This window comes from Geothrix rubra (assembly GCF_030268065.1).
In the GTDB taxonomy this organism is placed as follows: domain Bacteria; phylum Acidobacteriota; class Holophagae; order Holophagales; family Holophagaceae; genus Geothrix; species Geothrix rubra.
Map to the genome: position 1 here is coordinate 1,018,919 of NZ_BSDD01000001.1, position 23,666 is coordinate 1,042,584.

General features: G+C 62.4%; 25 protein-coding genes and 1 riboswitch. Of the genes, 16 read left to right on the plus strand and 9 right to left on the minus strand.

Features of this window, described 5'->3' with window-relative positions; translation table 11 throughout:
* Positions 1 to 51: 51 nt before the first annotated feature.
* Positions 52 to 2,286: a nitric-oxide reductase large subunit gene (locus tag QSJ33_RS04635; RefSeq protein ID WP_285723380.1), complete on the minus strand. Its 2,235-nt coding sequence runs from the start codon at positions 2,284 to 2,286 to the stop codon at positions 52 to 54.
* Positions 2,287 to 2,486: 200 nt separating this feature from the next.
* On the opposite strand from QSJ33_RS04635, the gene QSJ33_RS04640 reads away from it, so the two are divergent.
* Positions 2,487 to 2,927: an ATP-binding protein gene (locus QSJ33_RS04640; protein ID WP_285723381.1), complete on the plus strand. Its 441-nt coding sequence runs from the start codon at positions 2,487 to 2,489 to the stop codon at positions 2,925 to 2,927.
* Positions 2,924 to 3,547, plus strand: a complete 624-nt coding sequence (locus QSJ33_RS04645; protein WP_285723382.1) for a cation efflux transmembrane domain-containing protein — start codon at positions 2,924 to 2,926, stop codon at positions 3,545 to 3,547. The genes QSJ33_RS04640 and QSJ33_RS04645 overlap by 4 nt, the downstream gene beginning before the upstream one ends.
* A 274-nt stretch (positions 3,548 to 3,821) precedes the next feature.
* On the opposite strand, the gene QSJ33_RS04650 is transcribed toward QSJ33_RS04645, so the two are convergent.
* From QSJ33_RS04650 to QSJ33_RS04680, 7 genes are all read right to left on the minus strand, one after another.
* Positions 3,822 to 4,148, minus strand: a complete 327-nt coding sequence (locus QSJ33_RS04650; RefSeq protein WP_285723383.1) for a DUF190 domain-containing protein — start codon at positions 4,146 to 4,148, stop codon at positions 3,822 to 3,824.
* A 15-nt stretch (positions 4,149 to 4,163) separates the two neighbouring features.
* Positions 4,164 to 4,544, minus strand: a complete 381-nt coding sequence (gene crcB, locus QSJ33_RS04655; RefSeq protein WP_285723384.1) for a fluoride efflux transporter CrcB — start codon at positions 4,542 to 4,544, stop codon at positions 4,164 to 4,166.
* A 54-nt stretch (positions 4,545 to 4,598) separates the two neighbouring features.
* Positions 4,599 to 4,661, minus strand: a riboswitch (Fluoride riboswitch).
* 10 nt (positions 4,662 to 4,671) lie between these two features.
* Positions 4,672 to 5,895 carry an MFS transporter gene (locus QSJ33_RS04660; protein WP_285723385.1) on the minus strand — a complete coding sequence of 408 codons (1,224 nt, stop codon included), beginning with the start codon at positions 5,893 to 5,895 and terminating at the stop codon, positions 4,672 to 4,674.
* Positions 5,892 to 6,803 (minus strand): divergent polysaccharide deacetylase family protein, encoded by a 912-nt coding sequence (locus QSJ33_RS04665; RefSeq protein WP_285723386.1) that lies wholly within the window; start codon positions 6,801 to 6,803, stop codon positions 5,892 to 5,894. Before QSJ33_RS04665 ends, QSJ33_RS04660 begins: the two co-directional genes overlap by 4 nt.
* Complete coding sequence (locus QSJ33_RS04670) at positions 6,804 to 7,973, minus strand: S41 family peptidase (protein WP_285723387.1); 1,170 nt, start codon at positions 7,971 to 7,973, stop codon at positions 6,804 to 6,806. It lies immediately after the preceding gene.
* 48 nt (positions 7,974 to 8,021) lie between these two features.
* Positions 8,022 to 8,339 (minus strand): flagellar basal body rod C-terminal domain-containing protein, encoded by a 318-nt coding sequence (locus QSJ33_RS04675; protein WP_285723388.1) that lies wholly within the window; start codon positions 8,337 to 8,339, stop codon positions 8,022 to 8,024.
* Between the two features lie 174 nt (positions 8,340 to 8,513).
* Positions 8,514 to 9,605: a D-alanine--D-alanine ligase family protein gene (locus tag QSJ33_RS04680; protein WP_285723389.1), complete on the minus strand. Its 1,092-nt coding sequence runs from the start codon at positions 9,603 to 9,605 to the stop codon at positions 8,514 to 8,516.
* 90 nt (positions 9,606 to 9,695) lie between these two features.
* Here QSJ33_RS04680 and coaD point away from each other — a divergent pair, with 90 nt between their 5' ends.
* Genes coaD through amrB form a run of 3 tightly spaced genes read left to right on the plus strand, consistent with a single transcriptional unit; the run spans position 9,696 to position 12,179 of the window.
* Entirely contained in the window at positions 9,696 to 10,175 is a 480-nt protein-coding gene (coaD, locus tag QSJ33_RS04685; protein ID WP_285723390.1) for a pantetheine-phosphate adenylyltransferase, read from the plus strand.
* Between the two features lie 2 nt (positions 10,176 to 10,177).
* The gene (locus tag QSJ33_RS04690; protein WP_285723391.1) at positions 10,178 to 11,017 is read left to right on the plus strand and encodes a CPBP family intramembrane glutamic endopeptidase; all 840 of its coding nucleotides are present in this window, start codon (positions 10,178 to 10,180) and stop codon (positions 11,015 to 11,017) included.
* Between the two features lie 28 nt (positions 11,018 to 11,045).
* On the plus strand, positions 11,046 to 12,179 hold the full coding sequence (gene amrB / locus QSJ33_RS04695) for an AmmeMemoRadiSam system protein B (RefSeq protein ID WP_285723392.1): 1,134 nt from the start codon (positions 11,046 to 11,048) through the stop codon (positions 12,177 to 12,179).
* A 6-nt stretch (positions 12,180 to 12,185) separates the two neighbouring features.
* Here amrB and QSJ33_RS04700 read toward each other — a convergent pair whose 3' ends face one another.
* Entirely contained in the window at positions 12,186 to 12,617 is a 432-nt protein-coding gene (locus QSJ33_RS04700) for a DUF2147 domain-containing protein (RefSeq protein WP_285723393.1), read from the minus strand.
* A 1,018-nt stretch (positions 12,618 to 13,635) separates the two neighbouring features.
* Here QSJ33_RS04700 and QSJ33_RS04705 point away from each other — a divergent pair.
* From QSJ33_RS04705 to QSJ33_RS04755, 11 genes are all read left to right on the plus strand, one after another.
* The gene (locus QSJ33_RS04705) at positions 13,636 to 14,130 is read left to right on the plus strand and encodes a hypothetical protein (protein WP_285723394.1); all 495 of its coding nucleotides are present in this window, start codon (positions 13,636 to 13,638) and stop codon (positions 14,128 to 14,130) included.
* 138 nt (positions 14,131 to 14,268) lie between these two features.
* On the plus strand, positions 14,269 to 14,733 hold the full coding sequence (locus QSJ33_RS04710; RefSeq protein WP_285723395.1) for a hypothetical protein: 465 nt from the start codon (positions 14,269 to 14,271) through the stop codon (positions 14,731 to 14,733).
* Positions 14,734 to 15,222: 489 nt separating this feature from the next.
* A complete protein-coding gene (locus QSJ33_RS04715; protein WP_285723396.1) occupies positions 15,223 to 15,672 on the plus strand; it encodes a hypothetical protein in 450 nt (149 codons plus the stop codon).
* Positions 15,673 to 15,831: 159 nt separating this feature from the next.
* Positions 15,832 to 16,551, plus strand: coding sequence for a hypothetical protein (locus tag QSJ33_RS04720; RefSeq protein ID WP_285723397.1), 720 nt, complete (start codon positions 15,832 to 15,834; stop codon positions 16,549 to 16,551).
* Between the two features lie 170 nt (positions 16,552 to 16,721).
* Complete coding sequence (locus tag QSJ33_RS04725; RefSeq protein WP_285723398.1) at positions 16,722 to 16,982, plus strand: hypothetical protein; 261 nt, start codon at positions 16,722 to 16,724, stop codon at positions 16,980 to 16,982.
* 164 nt (positions 16,983 to 17,146) lie between these two features.
* A complete protein-coding gene (locus QSJ33_RS04730) occupies positions 17,147 to 17,809 on the plus strand; it encodes a hypothetical protein (RefSeq protein ID WP_285723399.1) in 663 nt (220 codons plus the stop codon).
* Between the two features lie 1,019 nt (positions 17,810 to 18,828).
* The gene (locus QSJ33_RS04735) at positions 18,829 to 19,119 is read left to right on the plus strand and encodes a hypothetical protein (protein ID WP_285723400.1); all 291 of its coding nucleotides are present in this window, start codon (positions 18,829 to 18,831) and stop codon (positions 19,117 to 19,119) included.
* 122 nt (positions 19,120 to 19,241) lie between these two features.
* A complete protein-coding gene (locus tag QSJ33_RS04740; RefSeq protein ID WP_285723401.1) occupies positions 19,242 to 19,592 on the plus strand; it encodes a hypothetical protein in 351 nt (116 codons plus the stop codon).
* A gap of 36 nt (positions 19,593 to 19,628) precedes the next feature.
* Positions 19,629 to 19,979, plus strand: coding sequence for a hypothetical protein (locus QSJ33_RS04745; protein ID WP_285723402.1), 351 nt, complete (start codon positions 19,629 to 19,631; stop codon positions 19,977 to 19,979).
* A gap of 1,720 nt (positions 19,980 to 21,699) precedes the next feature.
* Positions 21,700 to 22,290 (plus strand): hypothetical protein, encoded by a 591-nt coding sequence (locus QSJ33_RS04750; RefSeq protein WP_285723403.1) that lies wholly within the window; start codon positions 21,700 to 21,702, stop codon positions 22,288 to 22,290.
* An 845-nt stretch (positions 22,291 to 23,135) separates the two neighbouring features.
* Positions 23,136 to 23,471, plus strand: coding sequence for a hypothetical protein (locus tag QSJ33_RS04755; RefSeq protein WP_285723404.1), 336 nt, complete (start codon positions 23,136 to 23,138; stop codon positions 23,469 to 23,471).
* Positions 23,472 to 23,666: the final 195 nt, after the last annotated feature.

A 23,666-nucleotide genomic window follows, 5' to 3' on the forward strand; every position in this document is an offset into this window, starting at 1 on the left:
CGACAGGGCCCCCACCTTGCGGCGGGGGCCCTGTCCTTGGGTGCGATGGCCTCAGTCCTCGGCCACCCGGAAGGCCGGCGCGGGATCGAGCTCCCGGCGGGGGGCCTTCACGGCCTCCTCCGCCGTGCGCCAGCCCCAGACGCCGCCCACGGCCTTGAAGGTGAAGACGATCACCGCCAGGGCGCCCAGCCCGAAGAGCGTGTCGCCGGGCATGCGCAGCCAGGTGAAGGTGCGCATGAGGGGGCTCTGCACCACCGCGGCGCTGCGGGCGTACCAGGTGCCGTGCGCCAGGCTCTGGGTGATCTGGTAGAGCCCGCTGGGGATCAGCGACAGCACCAGCATCAGCCCCAGGCCCAGGTTCAGGCCCCAGAAGCCCCAGCGCAGCCACTTGGCGTCCCAGGCCCGGTCCGGCGTCATGCCGCGCAGGGCGAAGAGCATGAGCGAGATGGCAAGGAACCCGTAGACCCCGAAGAGGGCGGCGTGGCTGTGGATGGGCGTGGTGTTGAGGCCCTGCCCGTAGTAGAGGATGGAGGGCGGGTTGATGAGCATGCCGAAGACACCGGCGCCCACCATGTTCCAGAAGCAGACGGCCGCGAAGTACCTGAAGGGCCACTCGTAGCCGCTGCCCAGGGCCCGGCCGCTGCGGAGGCTCGCCACCAGCTCGTAGCCCACGATCGTGAGGGGCACGATCTCCAGGGCGCTGAACACGGCGCCAAGGGCGGAGATCGAGGAGGGCGAGCCCGTGTAGTAGAGGTGGTGGAAGGTGCCGATGACGCCGCTGCCCAGGAAGAGGCCCATGCTCAGGGCCACGGCGCGCAGCGCGGTGCTCTCGCGCAGCAGCCCCATGCGGGTCGACAGCAGGGCGATGGCCACGGTGGCGAACACCTCGAAGAAACCCTCCACCCAGAGGTGGACCACCCACCAGCGCCAGTACTCGGCCACGGCGAGGTTGGTCTCCCGGGTGTACATGAAGCCCGCGGAGTAGAAGAGCGGGATGGCGATGGCGGCCATGACGAAGAGCTTGAGCAGGCCCAGCTGCCCCTTCTCGCCGCGCAGCGCGGGACGCAGGGCGCGGACCACCAGCACCAGCCAGCCCACCATGCCGACCGTGAGGAGGATCTGCCAGAGTCGACCCAGCTCCACGTACTCGTAGCCCTGGGTGCCCAGCATGAAGGAACCGGAGAGCTTGCCCAGGATGGCCTCGTAGCTGCCGCCGAGGGCGCCCACCACCACCACCACCAGGGCGACGAGGAGCCCTGCCACGCCGATGGCCTGGCCCTTGGGCTCCTTGGCGCTCAGCTTGGGGCCCAGGTAGAGGCCCGTGGCCAGCCAGCAGGTGGCGATCCAGAAGACCGCGAGCTGCAGGTGCCAGGTGCGGGAGGCCGCATAGGGCAGGAGGCGGGAAAGATCAAGACCATAAAGTCCGTTTCCCTCGACCGCGTCGTGGGCCGTCAGGACGCCCATGCCGATCTGCACAAGGAACAGGGCCATGGCCACCGCGAAGTAGAGGGCCGACCAGCGCTGGCTGGGGGTCGCCGGGGCGGGCGCGATGGGCTTGGGGTCCGGGAAAGCCTCCTCGGGCTGCCGGGCGTGGTGCCACACCATGAGGCTGATGCCCAGGATCAGCAGCACGAAGGACAGGATGGTCCAGAGGTGGCTGATGGGCGTGATGGCGTTGCCCACCAGGGGCTCCTGGGGCCAGTTCTGGGTGTAGCTGTGGTCGGCGCCGGCCGGGTGCGCGGCCGCGGCCCAGGCGGTCCAGAGCCAGAAGTCGGCCACGCGCTCGCCCTCCTGCAGGGTGGGGATCCAGCGGGCCGGGATGGCGGCCGACCGCTCCCCGTCCACCGCCACATGGGCCAGCTCGTCGCGGGTCTTCAGGTAGGCCGCGGCCTGGACCGGGTCCAGCCTCAGCGTGGCGGAGGATATATCATAGCCATTGGTCTGAAATAGGGTCTTCAGCCGGGCCTCGGCTTCCGCCTGGGACAGGCCCTGGGCCTTCAGCCCCTCCAGGGTGTGGAAGGCCCACTGGTGCAGGGCCTTGGCCGTCCAGTCCGGCGCCAGGTAGGCCCCGTGGCCCCAGACGCTGCCGATGTGCTGGCCGCCGTGGCCCAGGTAGCTCTCCTGCCCCCTGAGGATCTGGCCGGGCTCCACGAGCCGGGCGCCGTCCGCCGAGAGGATGCGCTGGGGCACCGGAGGGGCGTTCTCCGCGATCTGCCGCCCGCCCCAGCCCAGCACGCCGAAGCCCGCCAGGAGCACCAGCAACACCGCCCACCATCGTGCCTTCATCGGAACCTCCCCGCGGCATCCCAGGCCGCCAGGCGCCAGTATGGAACACAATCTATACATTTAGGACCAACTATTCTTAATTGTGACCCAAGGCACCCTCATGGACTGGACCCCGTCGGCCGAAACCACTGGATGAAGGCCCGACGGACCAGGTACCTTGGGCCCAGATGCCCTCGCGGCTTGAAAGGGAATTCCAGGCCATGGCCCAACCCGCGCTCCTGCCCGTCACCCTGACTTGCAACACGGACCTGCGCTTCATCGACCTGATCCAGGTGGTGGGTTCGGAATTCCTGAAGCATCTCAGCTTCTCCCAGGAGGACGGGGAGCGCCTCTGGCTGGCCATCCAGGAGGGCATCGCCAACGCCATGCGCCACGGCAACAAGCTGGAGAAGGAGAAGCCCGTCAAGGTCACCTTCACGCCCAAGGCGGACCGCTTCGAGATCCGCATCGAGGACCGGGGTCCCGGCGTGGACCTGGACGCCCTGCCCGATCCGAACCTTCCCGAGAACCTGCTGAAGCCCGGGGGCCGCGGCGTCTACTTCATGCGGCAGGTCATGGACGAGGTCCACATGGAACGCTCGCCCAAGGGCTCGACCCTGGTCCTCGTGAAGGCCCGCAAGGTGCGCGAAGCCCACGCATGACGGGCACCGACTGGCGCCGCCGCGCCCTCTGGCTCTCGGGCCTGACCATCGCCTACAACCTGGTGGAAGGCCTGGTCTCCATGCACTTCGGCTGGGCCGACGACTCGGTGGCCCTCTTCGGCTTCGGCGCGGACAGCTTCATCGAGGTGGCCTCGGCCTGCCTGGTGCTCTGGAAGCTGCTCGACCACGGGAACCTCGCCCGGGAGCGGAAGGCCACGTCCGCCATCGGCTGGCTCTTCCTCGGGCTGGGCGCCGGGGTCGCCGGCGGGGCCCTGCTGCAGCTGGCGGGCCGCCGCCATCCCCCCACCACGGTGCCCGGCCTGGTGATCTCGGCCCTGTCCCTGGCCTTCATGGTCTTCCTCTGGCGGGCCAAACTGCGCGCCGCGAAGGGCCTCGACAGCGCCGCCCTGGCCGCGGACGCCGCCTGCAGCCGGGCCTGCATCCAGCTCTCGGCCGTGCTCTTCGCCGGCAGCCTGGTCTTCCTGGCGGCCCCGGCCCTCTGGTGGGCCGACGCCGCCGCGGCCCTGGCCCTGGCCCTGCTCATCGCGCGGGAGGGCCTCGGCATGGTGCGCGCCGCCCGCAGCGCCTGCTTCACCGGCGGCTGCGGGTGCGGGCACTGAGAGTGCCTAACGAAACCCCGGCGAGGCCGCGAGAAAGCCAGGTGGGATGCGCCGCAAGGAAGGGCCCGCAGGGCGATGCGGGACATCGTTCAAGGGCCGTGACGCCGCGGGGCGCCCACCTGGCTTTCTCCCTTCGGGCGAGGGCCGGCGGGCGTCGCGATGCCGCGTCACGCTCGTCGCGCGTAGTGCCTGCTACGCGTCTTCTCGCGTTCCTCGCCTCGCTCGCCCGGCGGCCCTCGCGCGGCCCTGTCGGGGTTTTGTTAGGCACTCTGGGTCAGTTCCCCGGCCCCTTGATGGTGCCGAACTCCGCGGGCATCCGCAGGTAGAACAGGGGCAGTTCCTCGGCCTGGAGGAAGGTGAGGAAGCGGTCGGCCTCCTCGTCGCTCACCACGAATTCCACCATCACGGGCAGCTTCCCGGCCAGCTCGAAGAAGTGGTCCTCGTGGAGCATGCCGTGGCGCCCGAAACCCGCCGCGGCCTTGAAGGCGGAGCCGCCGTGGAGGCCCATCTTCTTGGCCTGCTCCAGCAGCCACTCGTAGGCCAGGAGGTGGTGGTGGGTCTTGCCCTCCTGGACGTAGAACCTGAGGTACGTGCCACGCATGCCGTCCTCCCCGCGTTACAGGATCGCCTTGACCGTCAGCATACCCAGCCAGGTCAGCAACAGGGATCCGCCCAGGTGGGAGCCCATGTGCACCAGGGCCCAGAACACCTCCCCGCGGGTGAGCAGGCCCACGGCCTCGGCCGAGAAGGTGGAGAAGGTGGTGAGGCCCCCCAGGAACCCCGTGATGATGAACAGCCGGGCCTCCGGGGAGAGCCCGGGATGCTGGCCGAAGTAGGCCACGGCCAGGCCGATCACGTACCCGCCGAGGAGGTTGGCGGTGAGGGTTCCCATGGGCAGGGTGGGAAAGGCGGCGTTGAGGACGTTGCCCAGCCCCCAGCGGAGCCAGGCCCCCAGGGCCGCGCCCAGTCCCACCGCGAGGAATGCCAGGACTCCCATGTCGCTCCTTTCCGGACGCCGGGACCCGCCGCGAGCCTGCGATCCCGATGGATTGAGAAGGCAGGCATCATCAGCCCCGGGGGCGGTTGGCGGAGGAATGCCATCTCCGTGCTGGGGGGAGTATAGCTCAGGCGGCACGGGCTTCGCGGGCCATGAGCCCCGCCCCGAGGGCCATCATCAGGGCCGCGTAGCCGAAGCCCAGGGTGGGCCAGAGGGTCCAGAGCCCCCCCACCATGAGGCTGGAGGCCAGGTCTCCCACGCCATTCACCGCCCCCAGCAGGCCATAGCCGAAGCCCCGCTCCGACTCCGGTACGAAGCCCGCCACGGCGGAGCCCTCCAGGGTGTCCTGCACGCCATTCACCAGGCCCGCCAGGGCGAAGACCAGGGCCAGCAGCGGGAGGGAGGCGGCCCCCCGGAGGAAGGCGCCGACGAGCAGGAGCGGGACGGCCACGGACACGCCGTACCCCAGGGCCAGGATGCGGCGGTGGCCGAAGCGGTCCGCCAGGGCCCCCGCCGGGAAGGCGGCCAGGGCGTAGATGGCGTTGTGCCAGACGTAGAGCCCCGCGCCCCACACCGCCGCCCGCGCCAGACCGTGGGCGGGCGCCAAGAGCTGGGCGGCGGCCAGGATGAGCAGGGTGTGGGCGTAGTCCCCCGCCCCGAAGACGCCCACGGCCGTGAGGTAGCGGCGGAAGGCCCCCGGGGCGTGGTGCAGGTGGTCGCCATCCTCCGATGGGGCGCCCGCCCCCAGCGTCTCCCGCACCGACCAGGCCATCACCGCGGCGGCGCCGAGGCCCGGCACCAGGGTCCAGGCCATCAGGGTCCGCAGCCAGGGCAGCGCCGCGTGGCCGTGGGCCGCGCCCCAGCCCAGCAGGAGCACGGCCAGCAGGGGGCCCAGGATGGCGCCCACGGTGTCGCCCGCCCGGTGGAAGCCGAAGGCCCGGCCCCGGGCCTCCGGGGGGATGGAGCGGGCCAGCATGGCGTCGCGCAGGGGGCCGCGCACGCCCTTGCCGATCCAGCCGAAGAGCTTGCCCGTGAGCACCAGGGGCCAGCCCCCGGCCAGGGCGATGATCCCCGAGGCCAGGCCCGTGGCCGCGTAGCCCGCCACGACGAAGGGCTTGCGGCGGCGGAGCCGGTCCGACAGCCAGCCGGCCCCCAGCTTCACGAAGCTGGCCGCGGCATCGGACACCCCCTCGATGGCCCCGAGGGCCAGGGGCGGCGCGCCCAGGGCCGCCAGGAAGGCCGGCAGCAATGTGCTCTGGGCCTCGTGCCCCAGGTCCGACAGCAGGCTCGTGAGGGCGAGCCCACCCACGGTGCGGTTCAGCCAGGGGGTCCCGGCCTCCCGCGCCTTCACCGCGCCAGTTCCCCGGCCGTCACGAAGCGCACCTGGCCCTTCGTCCGCGGCACCAGCTTCTCGAGGGCCGCCACGGTCTCAGGGTAGATGTGCCCGATGATGAGCACCGAACCGTCCTTCTCCGCCAGCTTCAGGGCCCGGTCCCACTGCTTCTCCTCCTCGGCGAAGGCCTTGTCGTCGTCCAGGAAGACCTTCCGCTGCACCGCGTGGATGCCCAGTTCCTCCGCCACGTCGAAGGCCACGCTGTCCTTCTCCGTGCGGCTGTCCACGAAGAAGCACTTCCGCGCCTTGATCTCCTGCAGCACCCAGGTCATGCGGGTGCGGTCCGGCGTGATGCGGCTGCCCATGTGGTTGTTCACGCCGGCGCGGAAGGGGATGGCGTCCAGGGCCATCCGCACCCGCTGGCGCACCTCGGCCTCGGGCAGGTTGTACAGGATGGCGTTGGGACCGGGATCCCGCCCGGGGCCGGGATAGCCGAGGGGCTCCATGGGGAGGTGGAGCATCACCTCCTTGCCCAGGCGGTGGGCGATCTCCGCGCTGTCCTTCGTGTATTCCTGGTAGGGCAGCACGGCCACGCTGAAGGGGATGGGCAGGCTGCACAGCCGCGTCACCAGCTCCGGCTGCATGTAGCCCAGGTCGTCGATGACGAGGGCGAGGCGGGGGAGTTCAGGTTCCGGTTGCTGGCGCCGAGGCCTGGCTGCCTCAGCCTCAGGCTTCGCCTTCGGCTCAGCGGGCTTCTTTTCTGGTTTGGCCGTCCCGGGTCCCGGGGCCTCGCGCTTCGCCGGGGCCTCGCGCCGTCCGCAGCCCTGCTGTCCCAGCATCAGGCCCGCGCCCAGGCCCAGGCCCAGCATGAGCACGGCCCAGCCCACCAGGGCGAGGGTGGAGGTGCGCCGGCCCTTCTTCGCCAACTAGGCCGCCTTGTGGGCCGCGGGGGCGGGCACCGGCGTGGGCAGCGGAGTCTTGAGGGCGTCCAGGGCCTTGGCCAGCGGGTCGTCGCCCTCGCCGAGCTTCAGGGTCTGGTCGGGGGTGAGGCCCTGGCGGTCCAGCTTCTCCCCGCCGGCCCCGATCCAGCGCCGGAAGACCAGCTCCACCGCCCCGCCCTGGCGGAGGGGGAAGCGGCCCCGTTCCACGCCGAGTCCCACGGTGCGCTCGCCCAGCAGGCGGGCGCCGCCCTTCTTCAGGCAGGCGGTCAGGACTTCCGACGCGCCCAGGGTGCTTCGGCCGATGAGCACGGCCACGTGGGCGAAGGGGGCCGAGGCCGGGCCCACGGCCACGATCCGGTCCGGCTTGCCCGACTCCTGCACGGTGGCGAGGGGGCCCTTGGCGCCCAGCAGGCCCGCCACGGCGGCGGCCTCTTCCAGGGTGCCATCCACGCACTCCCGCAGGTCCAGCACCAGGGCCTGGCTGCGGTCCGCGCTGGCCAGCCATCCCTTCAGCTCGGCGGCGCGACCCGCCCGGAGGTCGGGCAGGGACACCAGCACCCCGCCGTCCCCCTTGCGGAGGGTCTCGGACTGGGCCACCGGCAGCTGGAGCTGCAGGGAGGACTTCACCAGGTCGCCCGTGGTGTTGGAGTAGCGGTAGAGGTCCACGGCCCCGCCCACGGGACCGCGGAGCCGGCGCTCCAGGGTCCAGGCGCTGAGCCGGCCCACGGAGTCGCCGTCCACCTTGCGGATGACATCGCCGGGCTGGATGCCCGCCTTGGCCGCCGGCCCGCCGGGCGTCACCGCCAGCACCTGGGCGTAGATGCCCCGCTTCAGCACCACCAGGCCCGCCGACGCGGGGCCCGGGTCCGGCAGGCGGAGATCCTCCGGGGTGAGGTAGGCGTTCAGGGGATGGGCCCGCTCCAGGGCCGCCTGGATGCCCCCCGCGATCACCTTCGGCATGTCCGGGGCGTCCACGTAGTTCTGCTGGACCAGGCTGAGCACGTCCTGGATGTCCGCCATCCCCGCCAGGGGATCCTGGGGCGTGGCCTTGGCCGAGGCCGAAGGCTTGGGCGTGCCCGACTGCTGCACCACCGGATAGGTGAAGGCGCCCACCAGGGGGAGCGAGAGGACGGAGAGCCAGGAGCGGGCGTGCATGGGACCAGTGTAGCGGTCGGCTGCCGGCTGTCAGCGATCAGGTTGGGGTCAGGCCTTCAGGTCCAGGGTGGCCTTCAGGCGCTGGTCCTCGGACTGGACGACCTTCAGGTTGGCTTTGTACATCACGTCCATGGCCATGCCCTGCACCATTTCCGTGGCCAGGTCCACGTTCGAGCCCCCGGGCACCGTGGGGGAGGGATCGGCACTCACGCCCTGGACGGCCACGCCGCCGGCGGGCTGCTCCGCCAGGTCCACCCGCTTGGCCCGGTAGCCGTCGGAGAGCTGGTTGGCCACGTTGTTGGCCTGCACGGCCAAGCCCGCGCTGGCGGCGCGGAGTCCGGAGAGGGCGGGGCCGAAGGCGTCCATGGATCCCCTTTCGGCAGGAGCAGCCCGGACCTTGATCCCGGATCCGCCAGAAAAAGGCCCTCCACGAAGGGCACGAATCAATGAACACGAAGGGCACGAAGGGAATTCCTCCTTCGTGCCCTTGATTTTCCTTCGTGTCCTTCGTGGATCTCTTTTGCAGGCCGGTGCCGGGACCTACTTCCCCCGGAACCAGTCGCTCCCGGACTTGAAGCCCTTCTGCTTGCCGGCGGTCTGGGCGTGCCGGGCCAGGGCCAGGTCGATGAGGCGGGTCAGCAGCTCGGCGTAGGGCACGCCGCTGGCGGCCATCATCTTGGGATACATGGAGATGCTGGTGAAGCCGGGGATGAAGTTCAGCTCGTTGAGGAACACCCGGCCGGTGATGCGCTCCAGGAAGAAATCCACCCGCGCCATGCCGTAGCCGTCCACCGCGGCGAAGGCCCGGGCGGCGAGCTTGCGCACCAGGTCCGCCAGCTCCTCGGGGATCTGCGCGGGGATCTCCGTGCGGCTCTTCCCGGCGATGTACTTGTCCTCGAAGGTGTAGAACTCGTCGGCCACGAGGACCTCGCCGGGCTGAGACACCAGCGGCTCGTCGCCCCCCAGCACCGCCACCTCGATCTCGCGGATGTCCAGCCCCTGCTCCACCAGCACCCGGCGGTCGAAGGTGAAGGCCCGGTCCAGCGCCGCGGGGAGGTCCTCCGCCCGTTTCACCTTCTCCACCCCGATGCTGCTGCCCAGGTTCGCCGGCTTCACGAAGAGGGGCAGGCCCAGCTTCGCGCATTCGGCGAGGCAGGCCGCCCGGTCCCGGGCCCAGCGCTCCTCCGTGAGGCCCGCGTAGGGCACCACGGGCAGGCCCTCGGATTCCCACAGGCGCTTGGTGATCCACTTGTCCATGCCCGCGGCCATGGCCAGCAGCCCCGCGCCGGTGTAGGGCCGGTGCAGCAGCTCCAGGTAGCCCTGGATCTGGCCATCCTCGCCCCCCGCGCCGTGCAGGGCGTTGAAGAAGAGGTCCGGCAGGGGCGTGTCCTCGGCCCCCTGCTCCAGCGGCAGGAAGGGATGCCCGCCGTGCTCCGGCAGCTCGCCGGCCGCCAGCCGCGCGAAAGGATCGCCCTTCACCGCCCACACGCCGTTGCGGGCGATGCCCATGGGCCGCACCGCGAACCGGGCCGGATCCAGGTGCTGGGCGATGGCCCGCGCCGTCACGATGGAGACTTCGTGCTCGGGGCTCTCGCCCCCGAAGAGGAGACCGACGCTCAGGATTCCGCTCATGGGTCCACTCTACCGCCAACGCGCCGGTCGGAGACTGTGACGCACCCCCGCCCCGGATGCGCTAGTCTGGGGCACCTTTCCGGAGACTCCGTGCGGACGGCCATCTACCCCGGCTCCTTCGACCCCGTGACCCTGGGCCACTGGGACATCATCCAGCGGGCGGAGAAGCTCGTGGATCGGCTCGTGGTGGCGGTGCTCCACAACCCCGCCAAGACCGCCGCCTTCACCGTGGAGGAGCGCGTGGCCATGCTGCGCGACCTGGTGGGCGACCATCCCGGCGTGGAGGTCACCAGCTTCCACGGCCTGCTGGTGGACTTCGCCCGCTCCCAGGGCGCCCAGTTCATCGTGCGGGGGGTGCGCGCCTTCAGCGATTTCGAGTACGAGTTCCAGATGGCCCTCATGAACCGCAAGCTGGCCCCCGAACTGGAGACGGTCTTCCTCATGCCCAAGGAGAAGTACAGCGCCGTGAGCAGCCGCCTCGTGCGGGAGATCGGCAGCATGGGCGGCAACCTGGCCGACCTGGTGCCCGAGAAGCTGCGGGAGCGCATCGCCGGGCGCCTGACCGCCTGACCATGGGACCCGGGGAAGCCGCCACGCCCTTTCCGAACCTCTGGCAGGGAGGCGGCATCGCCCTCGTGTACCTCGCCCTCTCCACGTGGATGGGGGCCCTGGTGGGCGCGGCGGCCCCGGCCCTCCACTTCCCCCTCTGGATGGCGCTGGTGCCCGGCCTGGTGCTGGGCTTCCCCCTGGCCCTGCTCTTCGGCCTCTGGCTGGGCCGCCTGGACCTCTGGGACATCCTGGCCTTCCGGCGGGTGCGCCCCGGCGTGTGGCTGCCGCTGATCCTCGCCCACCTGGGCTTCTTCCTCCTCATCGCCGCCCTGGTCCACGGCCTCGGCCGGGGCCTCGACCACCTCCTGCCCGAGTCCCTCCGCGGACCGCTCCTCAAGGAGGCGGATCCCCTCGCCGCGGCCCCGAGATCCGTGCTCGTCCTGCTGGTGCTGGGCGCGGTCCCCGCCGAGGAGATCCTCTTCCGGGGCCTCATCCTGCGGGGCCTCCTCCAGCGCCACCGGCCCGCCCTGGCCGTGTGGCTGTCGGCCCTCCTCTTCATGGCGGCCCACGGGAATCCCATCCAGTTCCCCGTGGCCCTCATGGTCGGCGCCACCGCCGGCTGGTACTACCAGGCCACGGGCTCCCTCTGGCCCGGCCTCCTGGCCCACGGCCTCCAGAACCTCCTGGCCGCCCTCTACCTGCAGCCCGAAGCCCTCCAATCGGGCTCCTTCGCCGTGTACGCCCTGCCTCCCCTGCCCTGGCTCCTCGCCGCGCCCGTCCTCGCGGCCGGAGGCCTGCTCTGGCTCCGCTGGGTCTTCCGCCGCCCGCTCCCCGCACCCACCGGGGTGCTGGAGCTCGGGTAGGCGGTCGCGCCCCTTCCCAGGTGCCGACATGATCCGATCCCCGTTCGCCGTCGTCCTCCTGGCCCTGCCGCTCCTCGGCCAGGCCCCGCCGCCGGCCCGGCCCACCGTCCCGCCCAGCCTCGCGGAGGTGCGGAAGGCCATGGGCATCCCCTCCACCGACGCGGTCCGCGGCCAGCAGGACGCCGTCGGCTTCGCCTCCCGGCCCGACCAGATGGCCCAGGTCTGGGCGTGGTCGGCCCTGCCGCCCGCGCCCGAGGCCCTGGGCCCCCTGCCCGCCCCCGGCGTCCCCGGGGTCATCTGCCCCCACGACGACTACCTCTTCGCGGGGCGCGTCTACCGGCGGGTGCTGCCCCTGGTCACGGCCCGCACCGTGGTGCTGGTGGGCGTCTTCCACAAGTACCGCCGCTTCGGCGCCAAGGACGCCCTCGTCTTCGACCCCTACCGCGCCTGGCGCGCCCCGGACGGCGAGATCCCGGTGTCGCCCCTGCGGGACGAGCTGATGGCGCAGCTGCCGGCGGCCGACGTCCTCCGGGACGCCGCCATGCAGGACAGCGAGCACTCCGTGGAGGCCATCGCCTACTGGCTGAAGCACCAGGATCCCCGCGTGGAGATCGTCTCCATCCTCGTGCCCGCCGCCTCCTTCCCGCGCTTCCGGGAGCTCGCCGATCACCTGGGGAAGGCCCTCGCCGCCTCCATGCGGAAGCGCGGCTGGACCCTGGGCCGGGACGTGGCCCTGGTCATCTCCTCGGACGGCATCCACTACGGCGCCGACTTCGGCTACACGCCCTACGGCGAGGGCGGCGTCGAAGCCTACGTGACGGCCACGGCCCGTGACCGGGACCTGCTCACGGGACCCCTGGCCGGGCCCGTCTCGCCGGCCAAGGCCGAGGCCTTCTTCGACACCGTGGTAGACCCCGCGCACCCCGACACCTACCGGATGCCCTGGTGCGGGCGCTTCTCCATCCCCTTCGGGTTGCTGCTGCTGGACGCCACCACCCGGCGCCTGGGCCAACCCGCCCCCCTGGGCGTCCCCGTCGCCTTCGGCACCTCCATCGGCTTCCCCGAGCTGCCCGTGAAGCCCCTGGGCATGGGCGCCACCGCCCCCGCCAACCTGTACCACTTCGTCAGCTACCCCGGCCTGGCCTTCACCGCCGGGAAGTGACCCTGCCTATTCCGCCCGCACCCAGGTCTGGGTCCGACCCAGCAGCGAGAAGCCGATGAAGCCCCGCACGGCCAACTTCCGGCCTCCGTCGGCGAGCTGGAGCCTGGCCTTGTAGACCTTGCCGTTGTCCGGATCGAGGATGTAGCCGCCGCGGTAGGTGTCGCCGTCCTTCCGCAGGCCCCAGAGGAAGACCATGCCGATCACCGGCTGGCCCTTCCGAGCGCCCTCGCAGTGGTCGCACACCGGGTTCGGTTTCGCAGGGTCGTAGGACTTGAGGATCCGGCCCTGGAACTCGCCCCCCGACTCGGTGATCTCCACCAGCCCGTGCAGCGCGCCCGTGTGGTCGTCGTAGGTCTTCCAGGTGCCCACCGGCGTGGGCTCGGCGGCCAGAACCGAGAGGCCGGCGGCGAGGACGAGCAGGGCGGCGCGGAGGGTCACGGGAACTCCGGAGGGCACGATGGGAAAGGGACCCCCATCCTACGGCCCCTTCGCCTCTCCCTGCCAGGGCCCCCACCGTCCTGATACCCTGAGCCCACCTTCCCGGAGTCCGGCGTGCCCGAACGCCCCCCACCCATCCCCCTGCCCGGTCAGGTCCCGTCCGTCCATTTCCGGTCTGCCTATTCAGTCCCCCCGAAGACCCAGTCCCAGGGTTCGATCAACACTTACGTCTTCCTCCCTCCCCATTTAGGCGACCTCAACACTCGTTGAATTCGCCGTCTAATTCAAAGTTAGGCCGACGTGGGCGGGCTCGGCCAAATCCGCTTCTGGTATGACTTCCCCAAGGTCCCGTCGCGCTAGAGTGGGTCATTCCATCTCCGTCACTTCCCGCTTGCCCTGGCTTTCCGTTCTTCCGCTCTTTTCCAGTCTCAGCGCTTGGGCCGGTGGCTCCGGCATGGTGGCCTCACCCGCCCACCTCCGCCTAACGTGCCCGTCTCATGGCCTCGGTTCACCCAGCGGTCGGCGTTCGGCCTAACCTGGCGCTCAACTCGGACCCAGCCTGCTTTGTCCCCCGCTCTCTCTCATCCACTCGCTTCCTCGGCTCCGTTCTGCGCCTCGGTGCAGGCCGGGCCGGTTAGCTTCGTTCGTTAGGCCGACGTGGGCGGGCTCGGCCAAATCCGCTTCTGGTATGACTTCCCCGAGGTCCCGTCGCGCTAGAGTGGGTCATTCCATCTCCGTCACTTCCCGCTGGCCCTGGTTTTTTGATCTTTCGCTCTTTTTCAGTCTCAGCGCTTGGGCCGGTGATTCCGGCATGGTGGCCTCACCCGCCCACCTCCGCCTAACGTCCCCGTCTCATGGTCTCGGTTCATCCAGCGGTCGGCGTTCGGCCTAACCTGGCGCTCAACTCGGACCCAGCCTGCTTTGTCATTCGCTCTCTCTCATCCACCCGCTTCCTCGGCTCCGCTCTGCGCCTCGCTGCAGGCCGGGCCGGTTAGCTTCGTTCGTTAGGAGTCCATGCTTGCGCTCAGCCTTGTTTGATAGGAAGGGTTACGCATTTGTGTGCGCAGCAGGACTATCTGCACTCGCCTCGACTGCGGCAGAGCCGCCTGAAGTCAGAGCCGAACAAGCATTCTTGGATCTCCTCAAGGCATCCGGCCCTTCACCGCGAAAATTCGAACCTCAAAATGCGCCCCATTGGGACCTTCCCAAAGTCTCATCCTGGTTCGCAGCCGGTGGCGTCACCATTTCAGAGCCGAGTCACCCAAAGGGAACCAAATATTCAGTCCAGCAAATCAACACTGCTCTAGTGGTCCGCAAAGGCGACCTCTTCCATACCTTTGCTCACATCTCTTTCCTGCTATCTCACACTCGCAAGCAGTACTCCGAACTTAAATTCAAAAAAAACGGTTCAACAACTGTTGTTTCGATCGCCTCGTTCTATGAAATCACTTTTGTGAATGACTCCGGTTCCCCGAAACTCACCCAAATCAAAGACATCAATACTGGTGACTGATGCTGGCCCTCCTAACCCTCCGCTCAACTCGGACCCCGCCTGCATTGCCCTTCGCTCTCTCTCAACTTCTCGCTTCCTCGGCTCCGCTCAGCGCCTCGGTGCAGGCGGGGCCGGTTAGCTTCATTCGTTAGGTTCTCCGTGCGCCTACCAATCCTCGTTGGATTTCTCGCGCTGCTGGCATCTCTTGCCATTGCGGGTGCGCCTGGCGAGGCCATCAGAGTAGAAACTCTTCAAAAATCCGAGGAAACGAGCGGTTGTGGAACAGCCTATTTTCTTGGTCATGAGCATAGAAGCGGCCAAGCAGAGGTATTCGCAGTCCTTACTGAGACGGATGAGGCGGGGTGCCCTCTGGCGGTGATTCGTGTAAATGGCGAAGCTCACCGCCTGACCCAGATCAAACGTCAGGACTTCCCCAAACGAGCAAAGGGGTCTCGCCTTGGCGATCATTTCATCGAGATATGGCGAGGTACGTCGATTCAAGTCCAGTTCGAGTGCACTATCACTGAAACCCTTTACGAAGAGACAGACTTCAAGGGGAAAATGATCGTCAAAATTGGCCCAAACAAACGTGTCGTCCTCGTAAGGGGCTTTACCGGATGCTGAGCATGAACCTAACCCTCCGCTCAACTCGGACCCCGCCTGCATTGCCCGCCGCTCTCTCTCAACATCTCGCTTCCTCGACTCCGCTCAGCGCCTCGGTGCAGGCGGGGCCGGTTAGCTTCATTCGTTAGGCCTCATCTGCATGCATAACGCCCTACTCCCCGGTCTCATCTCTATAGCCTGTCTTGGTTGGTCTTATCTATGCCTCTTCAAGCCAGAAAAGGTGAAATGGAATTTTACATCTCCGCTTAGCGGCAACTACTACCGTGAGATCAATACTCTTCATGCAGTCGGGGCTGGATTTATGGGCGTTGTATGCTTGATCGTAGCAATCTACAAACTCCTCCATTAGCCCCTCGGCCTAACCCTTCGCTCAACTCGGACCCCGCCTGCTTTGCCTTCCGCTCTTTCTTTTGTTCCATCTTCCTCGGCTCCGTTCAACGCCTCGGCGCAGGCGGGGCCGGTTAGCTTCTTTCGTTAGGCGTTTCATTGATGGCACCCAAACCTGGTTCATTTCTCTTACCCCTGGCGCTCACTATTGGGTTGCCTTCATTGGCTCACTCTGGCCCAGACAGGCCACTGTTTGCCCAGAAGTCCAAAGATCGACTGGTGTACAGGGAGGTGCTTTCCAATGGCGACTTCTGTCAGGTCCGGGAATATGTCGGCGAGGAGCATGTTGGACTTCGCGTCGTGTATTTCATTCCAGAGCGCACTCTAGACGAAACTGCCCTACGAAGGCTAATCCGTTCCCTGATTCAAAAGCATTGTGGCAAGCGTGAAGTCCCGCTGCTTTCAAAGGCCCTCGATCAATTCAACTCCGCTTCCTCCAAGACCCCTGACCACTGGTTCATCCAGGTCAAAGATCGCAGCTACTCTGAGTGCTTTATCATCGCCAACTGGCTCGGCGAGTCGATTACCGTAGAAATCAAGTACTACAAATGACTCGTCTCAACGCCTAACCCTCCGCTCAACTCGGACCCCGCCTGCATTGCCCTCTGCTCTCTCTCAACACCCCGCTTCCTCGGCTCCGTTCATCGCCTCGGTGCAGGCGTGGCCGGTTAGCTTCATTCGTTAGGCGCCCACCATGCAAAGGGTCACGCCATGAGTAAATCAAAATCAGCATTTACACATTTCATGCTGATTACAGCTTCTACGATTTCTCTAGCTGCCCAAACAGGCAAGATACTCAATCAACCAATTCCTTTTTCTTTCCAGGCAAACACATGTCCTGATTACGGCCAGATACCTGGAAAGAACATGATTGAGAAGGCCGTCACTGAATACAAACGAAAGCTCACGGGATGTGAAGCCACCTCCGAGACCTTTCAAGTGGATGCCAACAGTTCAATTGAATTGGTTCGATTCACATACAGCTTCAGAGAGTCCGATTATACAGAACGCCACCAGTTTAGCTGTCTGGTACAAAGACCTTCAAATTTAATGCTGTGGCATGACTTTGTCTCAAGCCCGGATAATTCGCTTGAATCCGTTCGAGTTCTACATTCTGAGAAACGAACCATTTTAGAAATGAAATTTTTCACCGGTGGCACAGCAGGATTTTGGGAAGAATATCTCGAATACTCAAATGGCAAGTTAAAGCCGATCAGGGAAAGTTTCGTTAGCGAGATTAAGCCACACATTCCCGAGGGATTCAGTATTCGACGGGTCGTGGTTGATATTGAAGCGCTCACGGCCATTATTCACCTAGCCAGTAGAACCGACCCCAACTGTTGTCCATCGGGTCAGCTGAATGTGACTCTCACCCTGAAGGATGATGATTTGCACTTGGTCAACTCCACCTTTTCACGCTCTTCGAAGTAATAGCCCAGCGCCTAACCCTCCGCTCAACTCGGACCCCGCCTGCATTGCCCGCCGCTCTCTCTCAGCATCTCGCTTCCTCGGCTCTGCTCATCACCTCGGTGCAGGCGGGGCCGGTTAGCTTCATTCGTTAGGCCGCCATGGTTGATCCTGCGAAACGAACAACCGAGATCATGGATTCCATCCGCAATGTCCTGCTCAATGACTGGGACCCAATCGGGGTTATGGATGATCCCGAATGGCCGCGTGATGAATACGATTCGTACGTTGGGCAAATCTATGGATTTTTGGTTCGCGGTGAACCTGCTGATTTCATTGCGCGGCATCTTTGCTTCGTCGAAGAGAAGATGATGGGCCTTGGCTCTCCCGGTGAATCCGTCAGAATGTCGGTAGCACTCAAGCTCAAGGCCCTAAATGTCTCACTGTCGGCCTAACCCTCCGCTCAACTCGGACCCCGCCTGCATTGCCTTCCGCTCTTTCTCTTCTCCCTGTTTCCTCGGCTCCGCTCAGCGCTTCGGTGCAGGCGGGGCCGGTTAGCTTCTTTCGTTAGGGCTCCATGAATACGATCTCAAAATTTTTGATAGGAGTAATTGGGCTGGTGCCCATCGGATGCGCTCCGGCGATCAAGGTGCCGAAGTTTCAACCAATCATTTCGCCGGACCTATCATTCTTTCCAGAACCAGGGCCGATCCTGCGATTGGATTACAGCAATGGCCAAAGGTCACTGCGGATTGAAATTCAGAACCGCCTTGCTTTCTATAACAGAACTCCGATACAACCAAACCGCATCATCTTTTCTGAAAGTGATATATCCGTCCCATTTTGGAATGCAAAGGCCAACTGGGAATTTCAACTCTCACCATGCGGACCGAACGATTTCCTTCTCCATGTCAGTGATGGTCGATGGTGGATTGCCAGGATCAATAGTGGCCACTGTTCATTCATCGCCGATGCTCAACTTGAGTTGCACAAGACTTTTCCAGTTACCGATGGTGCTGAAATCGTTGGCGTGACCAGTCACCATTTGGTTTATTGGTTCCCCAATGACCCACAATTTCTTTTCATACAATCAGTGGGCCTATCAGATAAGCCTCTTAAATTCAAACTCCCTAAGCGAATGGGGGGAATCAATGCGGTGCAAGAAATTCAAGATTCCAACAACCTCCTCCTACGATTATGGTGTCACACAGGCGGTTTACTCCCTCTATTTCCAGGCACCCCTGCCACCGCATTCATCGAAATCGGGAAACTCCAAAACTAATCTTTGTCGACTGTCGCCCTAACCCTCCGCTCAAGTCGGACCCCGCCTGCATTGCCTCTCGCTCTCTCTCATCATTTCGCTATCTCGGCTCCGCTTAAAGCCTCGGTGCAGGCGTGGCCGCTTAGCTTCATTCGTTAGGCGCAACCCAGCCCGCGAGCCCCATGGATTTGGAATGAACCTTCTACTCAACCGTTTCGTAGTGATTCCAGTTCTGGGCTTGGTTCAGATCCTGGCTTTCACTGTGCTGGCTCGCCCTTTGGCAAGCCACGATCCTAGCGCCAGTACCAAAACCGCCATGGTTAGCTGGCTACCACTCCTCGTCATCTTCATGTTGATGGTCGTCTATTTGGTTAAGTTCCTTCACCGGAAGAAGTTCTTTGCGGTCTTGGTGTCGTTGGGAACCTGTGTAGGTTTTCAAATCATTGCTGTCGTTCTTTGCACTATGATTTTCGGAGAATAAAGGTAACCCCAGGCGCCTAACCCTCCGCTCAACTCGGACCCCGCCTGCGTTGTCATTCGCTCTCTCTCAACTTTCGTCTTCCTCGGCTCCGCTCAGCGCCTCGGTGCAGGCGGGGCCGGTTAGCTTCATTCGTTAGGCCTCTGATGGAACCATCTAAGATATACCTCCTTCGAGCCGCATTTGGTGTGATCGCGCTAGTCGTGGGTTGGTGGATGTCATTCCGTACGGAAAAGGTAAACCAATATTTTGGCAATCCAGTTTTCAGCAGAACCCCACTGATGGCTTCGCTCAATCGAACCCATTCAATCGTTTTCGGGATCACGCTCATGTGTTTCGGCGCCATAGTTGCAGGCAAGAATTTCTTGATTTTGTTTCGTCGCTTCTGAAGGCTGCTCCGATTCAGGTCGGCCTAACCCTCCGCTCAACTCGGACCCCGCCTGCGTTGTCTTCCGCTCTTTCTCTTCATTCGTATTCCTCGGCTTCGCCCAGCATCTCGGCGCAGGCGGGGCCGGTTAGCTTCTTTCGTTAGGCGCCAAACCAATCCCCCGGAGAATCCCAGATGAACAAGGAAGAATTCGCGTGGATTGTTGTCAGAGCACTCGGTGTGGTTTCACTTTGGCTCTTCGCACTCGCAGCTTTTGGGTTTGTCGTCTTTGCTTTAGGTTCTGTCGCTGCCTTCGTGACCATGTCCATGGAGACGATTAGCCGTCTTGGCTTCATACAGACGACCATCAGAAGTGGCATCACGTCTTTAGTTGAAATGCTTTTTTACGGATTCCTCTCTTCCTACCTACTTCGAAAGGGGCAGTTCGTTCACAGGCTTCTCCTGAAAAATGTCCCCAGCGCCTAACCCTTCGCTCAACTCGGACCCCGCCTGCTTTGCCATTCGCTCTTTCTCTTCATCCATCTTCCTCGGCTTCGCTCATCGCCTCGGTGCAGGCGGGGCCGGTTAGCTTCTTTCGTTAGGCAGCCATGAATAGGCTCACCATACTCCTCGTTCTTACAGTATTCCCAATCATCGGTTGCCAGGCTCCTGAGACTAATGCACCGAAGTTCGAGGCAGTCGAATCTCATCCCGAGCAGATGCCTTCAGCTTGGCTGATCGAGAAAACAAGCCCTAGCGATTTCAAACGAATCAGCAAAAAAGGCGCTCACCATTTATTAACTGATCCAACCAACCTTATTACTGAAGATCCAAGGGCTGAAATTTGGTTCTGGAAAGAAACCCCGAGACCATGGGGCTATCACTTTGGCTTTTGCCTTAAGAGCGGGAAAAATATAACCCACATCCTAACCGTTGGTCAGGTGTATTTTCAGAATTGAACTGTCTCTAAAGCCCATTNCGTTCGTTAGGCAGCCATGAATAGGCTCACCATACTCCTCGTTCTTACAGTATTCCCAATCATCGGTTGCCAGGCTCCTGAGACTAATGCACCGAAGTTCGAGGCAGTCGAATCTCATCCCGAGCAGATGCCTTCAGCTTGGCTGATCGAGAAAACAAGCCCTAGCGATTTCAAACGAATCAGTAAAAACGGCGCTCACCATTTATTAACTGATCCAACCAACCTTATTACTGAAGATCCAAGGGCTGAAATTTGGTTCTGGAAAGAAACCCCGAGACCATGGGGCTATCACTTTGGCTTTTGCCTTAAGAGCGGGAAAAATATAACCCACATCCTAACCGTTGGTCAGGTGTATTTTCAGAATTGAACTGTCTCTATAGCCCATTCCATGTCCCATTCCATCAAACAACCTGGCCTGCCTAACCTCTCGCTCAACTCGGACCCCGCCTGCATTGCCTTCCGCTCTCTCTCATCGCTCCGCTTTCTCGGCTCCGTTCAGCGCCTCGGCACAGGCGGGGCCGGTTAGCTTCATTCGTTAGGCAGGTCACGATGCGATCGCCTTACCTATGCCTCATTGCACTCGTCACCACCGGCTCTCTATTCGCCCAAACCAAACCGAAGCTGTCCACAACAGTTCAATTGATCGGCAATGACTTGGTTGTTGACGATAGGTCACTCGCTCTCGTAAAGGTCCTCAACGAGGGTGACCGTACGGTCTTCATTGACCAAGAGCAGGTCCAGATAAATGCAGAATTTCAATATCCAGGCGTTCCCTACATACCTCCTGGTATTCCCGGAGGCATCATCGCTCCCAGGAGCCTGAAAACGGATTCCAAGAAGCGAGACATACAATCATCGATCATCATCGCCATTGAACCAGGTCAAACCTATGTACGGCTCATCCAGGTCCGTGCAGCTCCAAGAACTGGCCGGGCCGTTCTCCATGTGTCTGCGTTCGTTCCCGTATCTACCATCGAAACCATCCATCAAATCTGGTGGCCATACACCCCCCTCATGGCGAGTAACCAAGTCAACATTCGGCCAAGCGCTGAAAAGTAGCCGTACAATCAGATTCCCAACCTGCCTAACCCCTCGCTCAACTCGGACTCCGCCTGCATTGCCAGCCGCTCACTCTCAACTTCTCGATTCCTCGGCTCCGTTCAGCGCCTCGGTGCAGGCGGGGCCGGTTAGCTTCTTTCGTTAGGCGCCATATCTAATTACCGGAGATCCACAGATGAATAGACAAGAACTTGCCTGGATCATTGTTCGGACTCTTGGCGTAATTACGCTTTGGCTATTTGCTGTCACGGCATTTGGGTTCATTCTTTTCATCCTTACCTCGGCTGTCACTTTCACAACTATGTCGAAGGAATCCATTACCAAATTGGCAGTCGTCCCGACAACACTCAAAACCGGATCGACCATGATTCTTGAACAAATTTTTTATGGGCTTCTTTCTTCTTACTTACTTCGCAAGGGTCATTTCGTACACAGGCTTCTTCTGAAAAATATCCCGAGCGCCTAACCCTTAGCTCAACTCGGACCCAACCGCCCGTGCCTTCCGCTCTCCTCCGCTCATTCAGATTTCCGTCCTCCACCCTTCGTCCGGCTGCGGTTGGGCCGGTTAGCTTCGTTCGTTAGGCGCCAAATGGGCACGGAGTATCGCTCGAATCCAAGAAACTTAGCAATGGCCTTTGCCCTTGCTGGGATTGCGATCGGTTGCCTCTGTTTACTGGTCTATTGGCTTGATTACACATTCAATCTATTTAATATTCCGACATTACTAATATTTATTCTTTGCCCTGGCCAACTCCTTCATCTGTTCACCATCGGAATTAGGGGCCCACTCGTTTGGGTTGTCTGGGCTTTTGGTGTCCTCTTGAATGGCCCCATTTACTACTTGATCGGCCTTCTTGTTAGTAGAATCAAGGCTTCCTTGCATATACGCGCCTAACCCCTAGCTCAACTCGGACCCCGCCTGCGTTGTCCTCCGCTCTTTCTCTTCATTCGTCTTTCTCGGCTCCGCTCAGCGCCTCGGTGCAGGCGGGGCCGGTTAGCTTCACTCGTTAGGCGGTAACGCATACCCCATGACAGCTCCTCTACGAAACGCCTTCCTTGCTCTGATCTCCCTTGCTGCTAATAGCCAGCAGGCTGGTGATCGATTTGCACACCTGGGGCGATTTCGACTAGAGGAAGTGAGTTTAGAAGATATTCAGAAGATACTCGGACCTTCCCCACTTATTGAAAAGGGTGGTGAAGGTGATTATGAAGCCAATATTATCTATCGCGCGCGTGGTGGATTTGTCACTTTCCGAGAAGGGTACATGGGTGCAGGATTTGCAATCTCGACCCATCTCAAAGATGTTTCTGAAGCAAGCGTTCCTACCCCAAAAGCACCTCTGCCTGTTTCTGTCGCAGGTCTACACCTTGGAATGACAAGAAAAGAGTTCGAATATGTGATTACGAAAAAAGTCGAGTGGTCAGGGAATGTCGGCAAAGTTATTTTTGAATGGAAAGTCCAACTCACTCAATCCGACATAAACAGGATGGAAATGGCCAAGGAAGAGTTGAAACGCAGTGGTGGACCTCTCTTCTTTGATGTTCTCGTGTTTGTAGACGGCACGTTCCAGGGGAACCGTCTCGAGGCCTTCCGGGTCTGGAAAGTGACTTCTTTTTGAACCGCCTAACCTCTCGCTCAACTCGGACCCCGCCTGCATTGTCTTCCGCTCTTTCTCTTCGTCTCGCTTCCTCGGCTCCGTTCAGCGCCTCGGTGCAGGCGGGGCCGGTTAGCTTCATTCGTTAGGCTGCCTACATCCATTCCGAATTACTAAATTTATAAGGAAAAAATGTTGTCCAACCTTTCACCATATATTTCAAGCTCTTCTCAGGCTGACATTCTCACAAGAGGTTGGGAAATTGCATTATTTATAGCAATTTTATTTGGCGGCATTTGGATTATAGCAGATCCACTTAACTTTATTGATTTATCGGCACGAAACTCAAAATTCTTCCAACGAATCAATGCCTTTTTTTACAATCACAAAACTCAGGGCTGGATACTCCTCCTTAGAATATTTGGACTTGTAATTATAATTTTGAATCTGTACGAATTTTATAATATTTTATTTAAATAAACTCTGCTTTTTTAAATTAAGGAATGAAATTCTGCTTCAAAGTCGAAGATTCATTCCACAATTTGCAAGACTGAAACCAGTATCTCCGCCAGTGTCTTTCTCTTCATGTATCTCCAAAGGCAGCCTAACCCTCCGCTCAACTCGGACCCCGCCTGCATTGCCTTTCGCTCTTTCTCTTCGTCTCGCTTCCTCGGCTCCGTTCAGCGCCTCGGTGCAGGCGGGGCCGGTTAGCTTCATCCGTTAGGCCGCCCGTGATTCGAAAGCTATGCCTCCCACTGCTGGTTGTCTGGGCATTCGGCTGCAAACCAAGCTCTTCAGCTTCGCTTTACACAATTCCGAAGGATCACATTACGGTCCTCGTGGGTGATGCAGGGAAATCCCTATGCAGCATGTTCGATGCAGAGATTGGCAAGAATCCCTGCCTCGTTCAGCCTTCAGATTCCATTCTTCTCAAAGTGCAACAACAGCTTCCAGAGTTTATTCGTGTCAATCGACCCAGCATGTTTGAGAAATTTTATAAGTACAGGTTCCAGGTGGCCTGTGCGCGGAACAGCGGTAAAACATTCTTGTTCATCAATGCGTTTGACGAATCCATTTTGGCGGGCAGGCCTGAATTGAGGTTTAAACCGATCGACGTTCAAGATGGTGGAGATTCCTTCTGGAAAATCACATACTCAATTGAAAAGAAAGCCTTCACCAAACTGTCCGTCAACGGCTCGGCCTAACCCTCCGCTCAACTCGGACCCCGCCTGCATTGCCTTCCGCTCTTGTATGTTCTCCACGTCCGGCGCCTTTCGATCATCAGATGGATCTGACGGCCGGAAGGAGGTCCGTGTTTCAAACGGGGGGATGGTGCCGATTCCGTTCATGGCGCTGAAATAATCGCCGAGAGAGAGATTCAGCCCATCCCCCTTCCCGTG

Excerpts from the sequence above, each read along its gene's own strand:
- QSJ33_RS04690 (WP_285723391.1), top strand. The coding sequence starts at position 10,178 with ATGGGACCCGGGGAAGCCGCCACGCCCTTTCCGAACCTCTGGCAGGGA.
- QSJ33_RS04745 (WP_285723402.1), top strand. The coding sequence starts at position 19,629 with ATGAATAGGCTCACCATACTCCTCGTTCTTACAGTATTCCCAATCATC.
- QSJ33_RS04750 (WP_285723403.1), top strand. The coding sequence starts at position 21,700 with ATGACAGCTCCTCTACGAAACGCCTTCCTTGCTCTGATCTCCCTTGCT.
- QSJ33_RS04720 (WP_285723397.1), top strand. The coding sequence starts at position 15,832 with ATGAGTAAATCAAAATCAGCATTTACACATTTCATGCTGATTACAGCT.
- QSJ33_RS04715 (WP_285723396.1), top strand. The coding sequence starts at position 15,223 with ATGGCACCCAAACCTGGTTCATTTCTCTTACCCCTGGCGCTCACTATT.
- QSJ33_RS04755 (WP_285723404.1), top strand. The coding sequence starts at position 23,136 with ATGTTCGATGCAGAGATTGGCAAGAATCCCTGCCTCGTTCAGCCTTCA.
- amrB (WP_285723392.1), top strand. The coding sequence starts at position 11,046 with ATGATCCGATCCCCGTTCGCCGTCGTCCTCCTGGCCCTGCCGCTCCTC.
- QSJ33_RS04635 (WP_285723380.1), bottom strand. The coding sequence starts at position 2,286 with ATGAAGGCACGATGGTGGGCGGTGTTGCTGGTGCTCCTGGCGGGCTTC.
- QSJ33_RS04640 (WP_285723381.1), top strand. The coding sequence starts at position 2,487 with ATGGCCCAACCCGCGCTCCTGCCCGTCACCCTGACTTGCAACACGGAC.
- QSJ33_RS04670 (WP_285723387.1), bottom strand. The coding sequence starts at position 7,973 with ATGCACGCCCGCTCCTGGCTCTCCGTCCTCTCGCTCCCCCTGGTGGGC.
- crcB (WP_285723384.1), bottom strand. The coding sequence starts at position 4,544 with ATGGGAGTCCTGGCATTCCTCGCGGTGGGACTGGGCGCGGCCCTGGGG.
- QSJ33_RS04725 (WP_285723398.1), top strand. The coding sequence starts at position 16,722 with ATGGATTCCATCCGCAATGTCCTGCTCAATGACTGGGACCCAATCGGG.
- QSJ33_RS04675 (WP_285723388.1), bottom strand. The coding sequence starts at position 8,339 with ATGGACGCCTTCGGCCCCGCCCTCTCCGGACTCCGCGCCGCCAGCGCG.
- QSJ33_RS04645 (WP_285723382.1), top strand. The coding sequence starts at position 2,924 with ATGACGGGCACCGACTGGCGCCGCCGCGCCCTCTGGCTCTCGGGCCTG.
- QSJ33_RS04740 (WP_285723401.1), top strand. The coding sequence starts at position 19,242 with ATGAATAGGCTCACCATACTCCTCGTTCTTACAGTATTCCCAATCATC.
- QSJ33_RS04650 (WP_285723383.1), bottom strand. The coding sequence starts at position 4,148 with ATGCGTGGCACGTACCTCAGGTTCTACGTCCAGGAGGGCAAGACCCAC.
- QSJ33_RS04735 (WP_285723400.1), top strand. The coding sequence starts at position 18,829 with ATGAACAAGGAAGAATTCGCGTGGATTGTTGTCAGAGCACTCGGTGTG.
- QSJ33_RS04680 (WP_285723389.1), bottom strand. The coding sequence starts at position 9,605 with ATGAGCGGAATCCTGAGCGTCGGTCTCCTCTTCGGGGGCGAGAGCCCC.